Source organism: Azospirillum rugosum, from assembly GCF_017876155.1.
Classification (GTDB): Bacteria; Pseudomonadota; Alphaproteobacteria; order Azospirillales; family Azospirillaceae; genus Azospirillum; species Azospirillum rugosum.
In genome coordinates this window covers 1-13,267 of the sequence record NZ_JAGINP010000031.1, presented here as the reverse complement: position 1 = coordinate 13,267, position 13,267 = coordinate 1, and the positions used below count along the sequence as shown (strand labels likewise).

Genomic DNA, 13,267 nt, shown 5'->3' with positions numbered 1-13,267 from the left:
GTCCCCTCTCCCGCCTCCGGCGGGAGAGGGAGGGGCCCACGAAGTGGGAGGGTGAGGGCTTGGTTTCTCGGGCCAAGATTCTCGAAAGGACCTAGCCCTCACCCTCCCGCCACATGGCGGCGGGTCCCTCCCTCTCCCTGCGGAGCAGGGAGAGGGGAGAATGCTCAGGCGCTCAGTTCTTCAGGTCGGCGTTCCAGAAGAAGGGCCAGGGGGTCGGCGTGTAGTTGGTCAGCTTGTCGCTGGCCGCGGCGAGGTTGTAGAACTCGCCGACCTTGATGCTCGGCACTTCGCTGTAGAACAGCTTCTGGATCTCCACCCACTTCGCCTTGCGGGCGGCCGGGTCCATCTCGCGGTTGAAGGCGGCGAGCGCCTCCTTCTTGGCGGGCGTGTCCCACCAGCCCGGATAGCTGGGGTTCATGACCGTGATCAGCGACGGCTCCGGCACGAAGGTGTGGTAGGTGAAGAAGGCGTCCCAGGCCTTCTCGTCGCCGCGCTTCTGCAGCAGCGTCGCCCAGTCCAGCACCTGGAGATCCACCTTGAAGCCCGCCGCCTCAAGCTGGGCCTGGGCGACCAGGCTCATCTTGTAGAGGAACTCGTACTGGGTGGAGGTCATGATGCGGATCGGCTCGCCCTTGTAGCCGGCGGCCTTCAGCAGCTCCGTCGCCTTGGACAGTCCGTGCTCGCCGTAGGGCTTGGCGCTGGCCGCGTCGTAATAGGGCGTGCCCGGCGCGTAGATGGAGCCTTCCGGCGCGATGAAGGCGGGGTCGCCGAAGCCGGCCAGCAGCATGTCGCCGGGCTCCAGCGCCGTCAGCACCGCCTGCCGCAGCTTCTGGTTGGCCATCACGCCGGCCTTGCTGTTCATGATCATCAGCGGGAAGCCGAAGGGCTTGACGATCACCGGCTGCACGCCGGCCACACCCTTGAAGCGGCCCAGCGCCTCCGCCGGCAGGCTGTCGGCGAACTGGTACTGGCCGGCCAGCACGCCGGACACGCGGGTGGCCGCGTTCGGCACCGGCACGAACCGCACCTCGCCGATCTTGGCGGTGCGGCTGCCGGCGTAGCCGCTGGCCGGGCCGGTGGGGGAGGCGTAGCCGTCGAACTTCACCAGCCGGATGTACTGGTCGGGCTTGTGCTCCAGCAGCTTGTAGGGGCCGGTGCCGATCAGCGACTTCAGCGGGTTGGCGCCGTCGATGACCGACTTCGGCACGATGGCCGCCGCACCGTTGTTCATCGCCAGCAGGGCGGTCAGCGGCGCGAAGGGCTCCTTCAGCGCGATGACGACGGTGTTGGCGTCCTTAGCGGTGACGCTGTCGACCATCGGGGCAGCGGTCTTGCCGCGCGGGGAGGCCTTCAGCCAGTGGTCCAGCGAGGCGACCACGTCCTCGGCGGTCATCTTGCTGCCGTCGTGGAAGGTGACGCCGCTGCGCAGGGGGATGGTGTAGGTCTTGCCGTCGGCCGAGATCTGCGGCAGGGCGGAGGCCACCAGCGGCTGGAGCTGCCAGTCCTTGTCGAAGGTGAACAGCGTCTCGAAGATGTGCTGGGTGATGATGCTGACCAGGTCGGACGTGGTGCCGACCGGGTCGAGGGTCGGCGGCTCCCCGATCGTCGCGACGGTGATGACCGAACCCGGCTGCTGCGCCAGCGCCGGGCTGCTCCAGGCGCCCAGCATTCCAGTGGTGGTCAGGGCCGCGCCCAGAGCGGCGGTGAACAGACGGCGTGAAACCTTTGTCATTCTGCCCCCCAAACGGCAAGTCCGATATTTCGGACAACATTCTTGTATTCCGGACAAGCGAACGGTATACCGGACAAGAATCGTTCGCAAGGCGAAATTTGGTGTGCTAAGCGATGCTCGCGGACGACGGGCTGAAAGGATGTGATGCGATGGCGAACGGCGTGATGGCGGAGAAGAAGGCTCCCGCCCGGGGCGAGGAGCGGGCCAACGGCCGCGCGCGGGGCATCGACCGCGTCATCGCGCTGATGGAGCATCTGCACCGGCTGCGTACGCCCACGCGCATCGCGGACATCGCGCGCGACACGGGCACGCCGCGTTCCACCGTGTACGAGCTGGTCAACACGCTGGTGGAGGCGCGCTGGCTGGAACTGCGCGACGACGACGGCACCGTCTATTTCGGCCCGGCGATGCACTATTACGGCAGCGATTACCTGGACAGCGTCGACCTGATCCGGAAGGCACGCGTGGAGGTGGCGCACCTTGCGGAGATGTCCGGGGAAACCTCGCAGTTCTGCATGCTGGAGGGCGACAAGTATCTGGTCGTGCTGAATGAGCCGGGCCGGCGCATGTTCCGCATCAGCTCCGAGATCGGGATCAAGGTGCCGATTCCCTGGACCGCGTCGGGGCGCCTGCTGGTCGACCACCTGAAACCCGACGAGATCCTGTCCTTCATCCCCGACGAGGATTTCCTGCTGCCCGACGGCCGCCGCATCGCCCGCGACGAGTTCCTGCACGACATCGGCCAAGCGCGGGAGAACGGCTATGTGCGCACCACAGCGCTGGTCGACCGCTTCACCACCTGCCTCGCCGCCCCGGTGCGCGACGCGTCGCGCCAGTGCATCGCGACGATCTGCTTCGTCATCCCGGCCGACACCGGCGAGGCGGAGCAGAAATCCATGATCGACCTGCTGATCGCCAGCGCGGAGAAGCTATCCGTCCCGCGCTAACGGTTGTGCCCCGGCCGGTCATGGCATAGACGCCGGGAAAGGCGGGGCCGGCCGTTCGTTGGAATAGAAACGAAGCGCCGGTGTTCGTTATAGTGACGGCGCCGCGCGGCCCCCTGCTGTTGTCACACCGCGCGGTTCCGGCATGGGGTACATTCCCACTGTTGGGCACTCAAACCGCTGGCGTTCCCATGAATGACCTCGCCGCACGTCCGGGACCGTTGACTTCATTCGGACCTGCGGAGCGTTGGACACGCGCTCGCTCCATTCGCCGGTCCCTCGACACCTACCACCCCACTCCACCATAGCATCGGCGTCCGGCGCCCCTGCGCGGGCGCCTTGAGTCCGGCGGGCCGTGCAGCGCGCAACGCCCGGAGTCCGACTCTCTTATCGACATCTTAAAGCGTGATCGAAAATCCCCTGGAGCTCTCATGTCCATTGAGCTGCATTCCTTCACGGTCGCCCTCAACGCCGCGGACCCGCAGGGTTTCCGCAGCCGGGCCGAGCATCGCGCTTGGACCTGGCAGGCCGTCTCCAACCTCGCCAAGGCGGTGCAGGCCGCGGGCATGGACGCGGAGGCCCGCCTGCGCGGCCATGACCGCAGCGGCCTGCTGCTGTTCGAAGCCACCGACCGCGGCGCCGCCTTCCTCCGCGACCTTCCCAGCGTGTTGAGGGTGGAGGGGCACGCCTCCTAAAGCCCCTCTCCCCTTGGGAGGGTTTTGCGTTAGGGCCGGATTTCGGGGTCAGGGGAATCGCTTGAGAGAGGAGGTTATGCCTGAGCGGCAGGCCCGGTTAGGAGGGATGCGAGGTAATCGGTTGACCATGCTGCCTTTTTTCGGCGGACCTTGAGGGAGGCCTTGTTCTCTGGGGTCGCCTTCAGGAGGTTCATGGCAATGTGCTTGACGAGGGCCATGTTCCTCGGGCCGAAGCCGCTGCGCAGGCGGCAGTGGTCGTCGCGGAACACCACGTCGAGCACCCAGTGCAGCCCGTTCTCGATGCTCCAGTGGCCGCGCACGACGGCGGCGAAGTCAGCCGGTGTGAGGGGCCGGGAACTCAGATAGTAGCGCGTGGCGGTGGAGGTTTTGCCGGCGCGCGTGGCGGTGCACTCGACCATGGCGATGGCCGCCAATCCCGGCCAGGAGTGCCGCTCGCCCAGCGCCACCACCGCGGTGCTGACCCAATGCCGGCGGATCTCCACCCGGCCGTGCGAGCGCTCATGCGTCTCCAGCGGCGCGACCGTGGCGGCCGCGGTGAAGGCGGCCCGCACGGCCGCCAGCAGCCGAGGCTGGTTGGCCTTGAACGCCAGCAGATAGTCACCGCCGGCCTCGACGATCTGGGCGGCCACCGGCCGGTGCGTGCCGGCGGCGTCGATGCTGACCAGCGCACCGCGCAGCGTCAGCTTGTCGAGCAAGGCTGGGATCGCCTCATCCTCCTTGGCCTTGCCGGTCGTGATCTCCTGGGCGAGCACCAGGCGCTGAGCCGAGGCCCAGGCGGAGACCACATGCAGCGGATACTGCCCGCGCCGACGGTTGCCGGTGCGCCGGGCGGTCTTGCCGTCCACCGCGATGAGCGCCTCCCCATCCTGGCGCAGTCCGGCCACCCAGGCGAGGAAGCACTCTTCGAACAGCCCCGGATCGAGCGCGTTGATGACGTCATTCAGCGTGTCGTGGCTCGGGATGCCGCGGGCGAAGGGCCGAAACCGGCGCAGGAAGCAAAGGTGAGCGCCCGCCCTTTCGGCAGCCTCCACAAAGTCGTCGGCCCCCGCCAGGGTCGCGCAGAGCACCACCAGGAGAATTTCCTCCAGCGGATACACCACCTTCCAGCTCTGCCGCGGATCCTCAAGGACCGACAGGTGCTCCAACAGCGACCGCTGAACGTCTTCACTCATCGAAACCTCCTTCAGGGAGGTTCCTAGGAATCACACCACCTCAAACCAGGGAATCCTATTTCAAGCGATCACCCTGGGGTCGGGGTGAGGGGGTTGCGCGTGGGGCAGCCCGGAAAAAATCTCAAGCCTAGCCGCATTTGATAGTTCCGGCCGGCATAGCCGGCGCCACCCTCACCCCAACCTGTGAAGCCTGCGGACGCCTTCGGCCTCCTTCAGCTTCACCCCCTCAAGGGAGAGGGGCTTTTCCTCACCATATCAGCCACTTACCGTATAAGCGAAACATGGGTTAAGGCCTTCTCCGTCACCGCCCCTGGACGAGGCCGCGGGCGGCGCTTTCGATCGCTTCGGCCTGCGGGACGAAGGCCTGCTCCAGCGGGAAGCTGGCGGGGGTCGGCGCGTCGGGGCCGGTCAGGCGGACCACCGGGGCGCGCAGGGAGCCGAAGGCCTTCTCCGCGACCAGCGCCGCGATTTCGGCGCCGACGCCGCACATGCGGCTCGCCTCGTGCACCACGACGAGGCGCCCGGTCTTGCGGACGGAGCGCAGGATGGCGTCCTCGTCCAGCGGCTTCAGCGTGCGCAGGTCGATCACTTCGGCCTCGATGCCCGCCTCGGCGAGGCGCGCCGCGGCCTGGACGCAGCCGTGCACCGTCTTGGCGTAGGAGACCAGCGTGACGTCGCCGCCCTCGCGCAAAACCGCCGCCTGCCCCAGCGGAATCACCGCGTCCCCGTCCGGCACCGGCCCGTCGGCGTAGGCGAGCCCGATGTCGGTGAAGAACAGCACGGGGTTGTCGTCGCGGATCGCCGCCTTCAGCAGCCCCTTGGCGTCCGCGGGGTTGGAGGGCATCACCACCTTCAGGCCGGGGCTGTGGACGAACCAGGCCTCGACGTTGTGGTTGTGCTGCGCCCCCACGCCCCAGCCGGCGCCGGTCTGCGCAAGCACCACCATGGGGAAGGCGAACTGCCCGCCGGAGATGTAGCGCAGCTTGCCCGCGCTGTTGACGATCTCGTCCATCGCGTAGGTCAGGAAGGGCGCGAACAGCAGGTCGATCACCGGGCGCAGGCCGGTCGCCGCCGCGCCAGCCGCCGTGCCGGCGATGATGCCCTCGGCCAGCGGCGTGTTGCGGACGCGGGCACCGCCGAACGCCTCGACCAGGGGAAGGCGCTTGGTGGCGACGCCCTCGCCCATCAGCAGGACGGTGGGATCGCGGCGCATCTCCTCGGCCAGTGCGGAGGAGACGGCGTCGGTGACGGTCATGGTCTGCATGGTTGCCCTCTCCTCAGGCATAGACGTCGCTGGTCAGGTCTTCGGCGCCCGGATAGGGACTCGCCTCGGCGAAGGCGACGGCCTGCTCCATGACCGCGCGCGCCCGCGCCGCGATGGCGTCGGCCCCCGCGGCGGAGAGCCGCCCGTCCCGCTCCAGCCGGGCGCGCAAGAGCGCAATGGGGTCGCGCCCGCGCCAGTGCTCCAACTCGCCCGGATCGACGTAGGACTGGTCGTCCGGCTCGAAATGGCCGCGCAGGCGGTAGGTCCGGGTTTCCAGAAGGAAGGGCTTGCGCGTCCGGCGGACGGCGGCGACGGCCTCCGCCGCGGCGGCCTGCACGGCCTCCACGTCGTTGCCGTCCACGCTGGTTCCGTCCATGCCCAGGGCGGCGGCCTGCGGAACGACGCTCTCGGCCAGCGTCGTCTCCTTGCGGTGGACGAAGGCCTGCCACTGGTTGTTCTCGCACACGTAGAGGATCGGCAGGTTCCACAGCGCGGCGAGGTTCAGCGATTCATGGAAGCGCCCCTCGCAGGCCGCCCCGTCGCCGAAGAAGCAGACGACGATCCCCTCCCCGCCCAGGGTCGCGCGCGACAGCGCGACGCCGGTCGCCAGCGCCAGTTCCCCGCCGACGATGGTGGAGGTCAGGACCACCCCGATCTCCTTCGACGCGATGTGCAGCGACCCGCTCTTGCCCTTGCAATAGCCGTCGCGCTTGCCCATCACCTCGGCCATCAGCCGGCCGGGGTCGGCGCCGCGCGCCAGCAGGTGGCCGGCGCTGCGGTGGTTGGTCAGGATCAGGTCCTCGGGCGCCAGCGCGGAGACCACGCCGACGGCCGACGCCTCCTGCCCGACCGACGTGCAGGTCCCGGCCGCCCGACCCTGGCCGTGCAGCCCGACCAGCGTGTCCTCATAGGCGCGGATCAGCACCATGCGCTCCAGCGCCTGGACCAGCGGATTGGGATTGAGCGTGTCGCTCGTCATCGCCCCCTCCTTCAGGCCGCCAGCGCCGGCGCGGCCAGCGCGCGGGTCAGCTTGTCGTGGTCGGCCGGCGCCAGCACCGATTGCGCCAGCGCCATCATGCCCGCGAACGCCTCGGCCGGGGCCATGGCGCGGATCCCGCCCAGCAGGTTCGCGCGTTCGGCCGGGGTCGCGGAGGCGAGCATCCAGCGCAGCACCAGCATCATCTCCTCCGGCGGCTGCGCGGCGACGATGGCCTGCTCGATGGCCTGCAGTTCCTCGTCCCGGTGGGTGCGCCAGAGAACGCCGTTGTTGTGGCTCTCCTCCGCCTCCATGTGGGCGAGGTTCTCGCCGACGAACAGCGCCAGCCGGCGGTAGAGCGCGTGGGCGGCGTCGGCGCGGGCCGGCCCGTGGGCGGCTTCGACCGCACCGACGGCCGCGGCAAGGGCAGCGAGGTCCCGCGCGTGGTGGTCGTGGTCCGACGCGATGTCCGCGGAGGAGCCCGGCGCGCGAGCCTCCATCGCCGTATGGACGAAGCGGTTTTCATGCTCCACATGGCTGGCGCACAGCGTGAGCAGGCTGCGCACACGGCCCAGCACCGCCGCGACCTCCCCGTCGTCGTCAGCGTCCATCCGCCCCACGGCGGCCAGCGTGTCGACCATGAAGCCCCGCAGGGCCTTGTGGATCAGGCGGTACATGTCATACCGCGACGCCTGCCCGGTCATCCCTCATCCCCCGATGTTGTTTTGCCAACGGGGCGGACGATACGCGGCACGGACGGCGGACGCTTGCTAAGTCATAGCTCACGAAACCCTAAAAGAATCGTAAGGCTTTGATAATAATATCCTTTGTGATTATGCCATATCCTCAAGGGCGAGCGGCCGCTGGACGATGAGGCGGAACCGCCCGCGCCCCGTCTTCTCGATGCCGAGGAAGGGGCAGCGTTCGGCCAGCCGCCGTTGCAGCAGGATCAGCCGCGCCTCCAGGTTCTCGGCCAGATCGGGCAGGCGGATGTCGGGCGCCAGCCGAAGCTCCCGGTTGGAGAAGTCGGTGCGCCCCTGCCGCACGTAGTCGCGCGCCAGCTTCCAGAAGATCGCCCCGGCGACGCCCTTGATCAGGTAGTCGTGGTCGATGAAGACGCTGTCGTCGGCGGCGTAATGGCGGATGACCGCGGCCGTCCCGTCGGCCGGGACCGAACCGTCCTCCGCCTGCTCCTCGGGCGGGGCGCCTGGCTGCCGGAAGGCCAGGATCATGGCGCCGAGCTGGGCGGCCACCGTCGCCAGCGCGTCCTCGTCGTCGTAGCAGAAGCGCATCTCCTGCGGGCTTTCCACGAACAGCACGCCGACGAGCTTTGGGCCGGCGAGGATCGGCACGGCGAGCTGGCTGTGCGGTTCGGGAAGGCCGGGAAAGGGGATCTCCGTGACCGGGGGGAGGTCCACGCCCGCGTCGGCCACGCCGGCGCGGACCGCGCGGCTGTAGGCGTAGTCGGTGGTCATGTGGGTGACGCGGATCGGCGTGCGCTCCCGCGCCGCCACCCCGATGACCCCGTCGCCCAGCGCGACCTCCGACCCCACGCCGGACACGCTGTAGCCCATGGCGGCGACGGTGTAGAGCCGCCCCGCGCATTCGTCCAGCATCAGCACCAGCGCGTGCTCGATGCCGAACCCGTCCCTCAGGTCGGCCAGCGCGCGGTCCAGAAGCTCCGACAGGTCGGCGCAGGCCAGCATCCCCTCGCAGCTTCGCCGCACCGCCGGCAGCAGGCCGCGCTTGTGGACCGGCGGGGGAAGGGCGGCGCCCGGCACCGCCTCGATCCGCTGCACCTCGTACAGGTCGGCGCCCAGCAGGTGATAGACCCCCTGCATGCCGACGTGGGACGCGATGCCGGCCAGCTTGGCCTTCATGCTCTCGAACAGCGGGCCGCTGGTCTCGGTGTGCAGGTAGCGCAGGGTCAGCCGGTACTGCACCGCCGTGGCCGGATCGACCAATTGCACGGTGGCGATGGGGTTCGCCAGGATGTTGGCGCGTGTCTTGTTGAAGAACTGGTAGGTCAGCGCCACCCGGCCGCTGTCCACATAATGCACCTGGGACAGGAAGGAGACGTTCGGCGTCCCGTCGGCGTCGCTGGTCGCGATGGCGGCGGGAATGACGCCTTCCAGGCAGTCGCGGATGGAATCGACGGTCAATTCGTTGCTGTTCGTGGGGCGGGTCATGGCGCGATCGCGTTCCCCGCGTTGGGGCCGGGCGTCTGGTCGAAGACTCCCGACGGCGTGAAGGCGACGGCCACGACGTCGGCCGGGTCATGGTCCATCAGCGTGCGGACCAGCGCCTCCGTGAAGCCGATGCCGACCACGTCCTCGGTGAAGGCGTCGATCTTGCGGGCGATGACGTCCGCGGTGTCGGCCTCGCAGGGCACCAGCCGGGCGTCCTGCCCCTTGATCTGCACGGAACGGTGGGTGCTGGGCTTGGAGACGGCGACGGCGATCCGGCCGGTCTGCCCGATGGCCGCCAACAGGTCGGCGCAGGGTACGGCGGCGACATACACGGTGACCATGCGCCGGTCCGCCGACAGCCGGCAGCCGAGCGCGCGGCCAAGCGCCGGCCGGTTGCCGGCGTCGCTGGACGACACCAGCACGCTGACCCCCTCCATGAGAAAGGCGCCGAGCGCTTCGCCCAGAACGACGGCCTGCGGCATGTCCCCCTGCCCCGCCCTGTTTCCCGACCAAAAAGATACCGGAGATAACCGAAAACCGTCACGCGCAATGTTACGCACACGAACCCCGGTAAGGGGTGTGCAGGACGGCCTCATGGGGTGTTCGGCCCCGCCCCAGCACGCCCGCACAGGCACCCGCACCACCCCCGAGTGCGCGATGTTGCATCGCTGCATCGGGCAACCCTTCGCGGAGCAAGCCGAATTTTGCCACAAATGGTAAAGGCTTTTTAGCTGAATTGGTAATATCTCGTTAACCTTAAACGGCCAGGGTCGGGCCATCGAAACCGCAAGGGAAAAGACTAATGGCGACGACCTCCACGACCCTGTCCAAGACGAAGATCGTCGTGAATGCCTATGGCACGTCAACCGATGGAACTGCGCCGCACTTCCGTCTGTTGATCGACGGTAAGGACGCTGGGCAGGCTTCGGTGAGTTCGACCGACGCAAAGTCTTATACTTTCGATGCTGATGTTGCTGCCGGCCAGGCGCACAAGATTCAGATCGTTTACGACAATGACGACATTGCGTCCGGGCAGAACCGCGACCTGGGGATCAAGTCCCTGGTGGTTAACGGGACGACCCTGAACCCCACCTCCGCCACCTACGAGCGGTACGACGACGGCGCCACTACCACGACGATGCCGGGGCAGGAAGGCCTGTGGTGGAACGGCGCGCTGACCTTCTCCACGCCGGGCGACCTCTACGCCGCTTCGGCCGGCGGCAGCACCCCCGCCGCCAACAACCCCGCCGCCGTCCCCGAAGCCGGGAGCGCCGTTTCGGGCAGCACCGGCAGCACGGACGCCGGCAGCGGGAGCAGCGGCTCCTCGACCATCGTGATCAACGCCAAGGGCGTGGCCGCCGGCGGCCAGAACGCCCACTTCACGGTCCTGGCCGACGGCAAGAAGATCGGCGGCGGCACGGTCGGCACCGACGCGCATGATTACACCTTCAAGACCGATCTGGCCGCCGACCAGGCGCACAAGATCCAGATCCAGTACGACAACGACGGCGTCGTGAACGGCACCGACCGCAACCTGCACGTCGGCAGCGTGACGATCAACGGCCACGCCGTCGCCACGACCGACGGCTCGGTCAGCTACGACAAGGGCGCGCTGGACGGCCAGGACATGGTCAAGGGCCAGTCCGACCTGTGGTGGAACGGCACGCTGCAGGTGAACGCCGACAAGGCCCTGTTCACCTCCGACAGCGGGTCGGGCTCCTCTGGCGGCACCACCCCGGCGGCCCCGACCACCCCGGCGGCCCCGACCACGCCGTCCACGGGCACCGGCAACACGGGCGGCGGCACCAGCAACACCGCCACCGGCATCGCCGACGGCTACCTCCACACCGAGGGCAGCCAGATCATCGACAGCGCCGGCAACGCCGTGAAGCTGACCGGCGTCAACTGGTTCGGCGCCGAAGGCTACGCCTTCGCCCCGCAGGGCATGTGGCTGGACAGCTACCAGAACATCATGGACAAGATGCTGAAGGAGGGTTTCAACACCATCCGCCTGCCCTGGTCCGACGCGATGCTGGACGACGGCCGCATGCCCACGGGCATCGATTACTCGAAGAACCCCGATCTCCAGGGCAAGACCAGCCTGGAAGTCTTCGACAAGATCATCGAGTACGCCGACAAGACCGGCATGAAGATCATCCTCGACCACCACCGCTCGGGCGATGGCGCGTCGGCGAACGAGAACGGGCTCTGGTACACCGACCAGTACCCGGAATCGAAGATGATCGCGAACTGGAAGATGCTGGCCGAGCGCTACGCCGACAACCCGTCGGTCATCGCCGCCGACCTGCACAACGAGCCGCACGGCCAGGCCACCTGGGGCGACGGCAACCAGGCCACCGACTGGCAGGCCGCGGCCGAGCGCATCGGCAACGCCATCCAGACCGTGAACAAGGACTGGCTGCTGATCGTCGAAGGGGTGGAGCAGTACAACAACAGCACCTACTGGTGGGGCGGCAACCTCCAGGGCGTGAAGGACGACCCCGTCGACTTCAACGTCGACAACAAGCTGGTCTATTCGGTCCACGACTACCCGCCGTCCATGGCCGGGTTCGGCTGGTTCGGCGACAGCAACTTCCCGAACAACATGGACGACGTGTGGACCAAGAACTGGGGCTACATCGTGCAGCAGAACATCGCGCCGGTTCTGGTCGGCGAGTTCGGCACGAAGCTGGAGTCCTCGCAGGACCAGCAGTGGCTCAACTCCATGGTCAAGTACATGGACGGTGACTACAACCTCGACGGCAAGTCCGACCTGGCCTCCGGCGACCAGGGCGTCAGCTGGACCTACTGGGCCTGGAGCCCGGGTTCGGGCGACACCGGCGGCATCATGACCGACGATTGGACCGTCAACCAGTCCAAGATGGCCGCGCTTGAGCCGGCCCTCTTCGACGGCGGCAGCCACTGATCGCGGATCTCTCTCCGTCGTTCGCGTGAGCGGGCCGCCCGGCATCGGATTTTCCGGTGCCGGGCGGTTCCCTTTTGGCACCCATTGAACATTCTTCGTCTGTATATGGCGCGGCTATGCCCAAACCGGCCCCGCATGGGAGGCTGCCATTCCCACAGACGGCGTGCTAGGGTCATCCTGATCGTGTTTGATAGGGCGGTCGACTTGGCCGCTCAACGCAGGGCACCCGCGTCATGAATCACATCGTCGCTCCGCAGGACCTTCCGGAATGCCTGGAGTCCGCCATCTCCGAAAACGTCAACGCGATGTGGGCGATGCTGCGCGCGGAGGCGGAAGCGGTGGTGGCGAAGGAGCCGTGGCTGCGCCCCTTCATCGACACGGCCGTGCTGCTGCACCGGGATTTCCCGTCCGCGCTCGGCAGCCTGCTCGCCCGCAAGCTGGGCGATTCCTACATTTCCGCGGACCAGCTGGCTGACATGGTGCGCCGCGCGGTAGAGGACGCCCCCTGCATCGTGGACGAGGCCTGCGCCGACCTCCAGGCCATCTGCACGCGCGACCCGGCGGCCGACACCTGCCTGACGCCCTTCCTGTACTACAAGGGCTTCCACGCGCTGGAATGGCACCGCGTCGGCCATTGGCTGTGGCGGCACGACCGCCACGACCTCGCCCATTTCCTGCAAAGCCGTGTGTCGGAGGTCTTCGCGGTGGACATCCACCCGGCGGTGCCGGTGGGGCGCGGCGTGTTCATCGACCACGGCACCGGCGTGGTGATCGGCGAGACGGCCGTGGTCGGCAACGACGTGTCGATCCTGCAGGAGGTCACGCTGGGCGGCACCGGCAAGGAGCACGGCGACCGCCACCCGAAGGTGCGCGACGGCGTGCTGCTGTCCGCCGGCGCCAAGATCCTGGGCAACATCGAGATCGGCAGCCGCGCCAAGGTCGGCGCCGGCAGCGTCGTCCTGAAGGACGTGCCCCCCTGCGCCACCGTGGTGGGCGTCCCCGCCCGCATCGTCGGCTGGTGCCGCGACACCATCCCGGCGCTCGCCATGGACCAGACGGTGCCGGAGCCCGAGTATCACATCTGAGGCTTCTTGGGTTTTCCGCCGACCTCCTTCCACTCGTCATCCCCGCGCAGGCTCTACGGTATGCACACATCTCGCGGATGCGGTAATGCATTGAGCAGCATAGAAAAAGCCCCTCTCCCCTTGGGGGGTGAAGCCGGAAGGGCGCCAAAGGCGACCGCAGGCTTCACAGGTTGGGGTGAGGGGTCGTTACGGGCGGCAGCCCGGAGAAAATCTCAAACCCGGCCGCGGTGGATGGTTCCGGCCGGCCTGTGGCCGGCGCCACC

At 68.1% G+C, this 13,267-nt stretch carries 11 protein-coding genes; 4 read left to right on the top strand and 7 right to left on the bottom strand.

Features of this window, described 5'->3' with window-relative positions; genetic code table 11:
- Positions 1-172 precede the first annotated feature (172 nt).
- A complete protein-coding gene (locus J2851_RS30985; protein WP_209771576.1) occupies positions 173-1,732 on the bottom strand; it encodes an ABC transporter substrate-binding protein in 1,560 nt (519 codons plus the stop codon).
- Between the two features lie 149 nt (positions 1,733-1,881).
- Between J2851_RS30985 and J2851_RS30980 the strand changes: the two genes are divergently transcribed.
- Both J2851_RS30980 and J2851_RS30975 read left to right on the top strand, forming a co-directional pair.
- The gene (locus J2851_RS30980; RefSeq protein WP_209771573.1) at positions 1,882-2,679 is read left to right on the top strand and encodes an IclR family transcriptional regulator; all 798 of its coding nucleotides are present in this window, start codon (positions 1,882-1,884) and stop codon (positions 2,677-2,679) included.
- 428 nt (positions 2,680-3,107) lie between these two features.
- Positions 3,108-3,371: a hypothetical protein gene (locus J2851_RS30975; RefSeq protein ID WP_209771571.1), complete on the top strand. Its 264-nt coding sequence runs from the start codon at positions 3,108-3,110 to the stop codon at positions 3,369-3,371.
- Positions 3,372-3,445: 74 nt separating this feature from the next.
- Here the strand turns inward: J2851_RS30975 and J2851_RS30970 are convergent, their stop codons facing one another.
- The 6 genes from J2851_RS30970 to J2851_RS30945 all read right to left on the bottom strand — a co-directional run bounded on the left by J2851_RS30970 (position 3,446) and on the right by J2851_RS30945 (position 9,475).
- Complete coding sequence (locus J2851_RS30970; RefSeq protein ID WP_209771569.1) at positions 3,446-4,564, bottom strand: ISAs1 family transposase; 1,119 nt, start codon at positions 4,562-4,564, stop codon at positions 3,446-3,448.
- A gap of 301 nt (positions 4,565-4,865) precedes the next feature.
- The gene (locus tag J2851_RS30965) at positions 4,866-5,828 is read right to left on the bottom strand and encodes an alpha-ketoacid dehydrogenase subunit beta (RefSeq protein ID WP_209771568.1); all 963 of its coding nucleotides are present in this window, start codon (positions 5,826-5,828) and stop codon (positions 4,866-4,868) included.
- 13 nt (positions 5,829-5,841) lie between these two features.
- A complete protein-coding gene (locus tag J2851_RS30960; RefSeq protein WP_209771566.1) occupies positions 5,842-6,807 on the bottom strand; it encodes a thiamine pyrophosphate-dependent dehydrogenase E1 component subunit alpha in 966 nt (321 codons plus the stop codon).
- An 11-nt stretch (positions 6,808-6,818) separates the two neighbouring features.
- Complete coding sequence (locus J2851_RS30955; RefSeq protein WP_209771564.1) at positions 6,819-7,508, bottom strand: hemerythrin domain-containing protein; 690 nt, start codon at positions 7,506-7,508, stop codon at positions 6,819-6,821.
- A 129-nt stretch (positions 7,509-7,637) separates the two neighbouring features.
- Positions 7,638-8,993, bottom strand: coding sequence for a GAF domain-containing protein (locus J2851_RS30950; protein WP_209771562.1), 1,356 nt, complete (start codon positions 8,991-8,993; stop codon positions 7,638-7,640).
- On the bottom strand, positions 8,990-9,475 hold the full coding sequence (locus J2851_RS30945; RefSeq protein WP_209771559.1) for a hypothetical protein: 486 nt from the start codon (positions 9,473-9,475) through the stop codon (positions 8,990-8,992). The genes J2851_RS30950 and J2851_RS30945 overlap by 4 nt, the downstream gene beginning before the upstream one ends.
- 320 nt (positions 9,476-9,795) lie before the next feature.
- On the opposite strand from J2851_RS30945, the gene J2851_RS30940 reads away from it, so the two are divergent.
- Together J2851_RS30940 and cysE are read left to right on the top strand one after the other, a co-directional pair.
- Positions 9,796-11,919 carry a cellulase family glycosylhydrolase gene (locus J2851_RS30940; RefSeq protein WP_209771556.1) on the top strand — a complete coding sequence of 708 codons (2,124 nt, stop codon included), beginning with the start codon at positions 9,796-9,798 and terminating at the stop codon, positions 11,917-11,919.
- Between the two features lie 233 nt (positions 11,920-12,152).
- Positions 12,153-13,004, top strand: coding sequence for a serine O-acetyltransferase (gene cysE / locus J2851_RS30935; RefSeq protein WP_209771553.1), 852 nt, complete (start codon positions 12,153-12,155; stop codon positions 13,002-13,004).
- Positions 13,005-13,267: the final 263 nt, after the last annotated feature.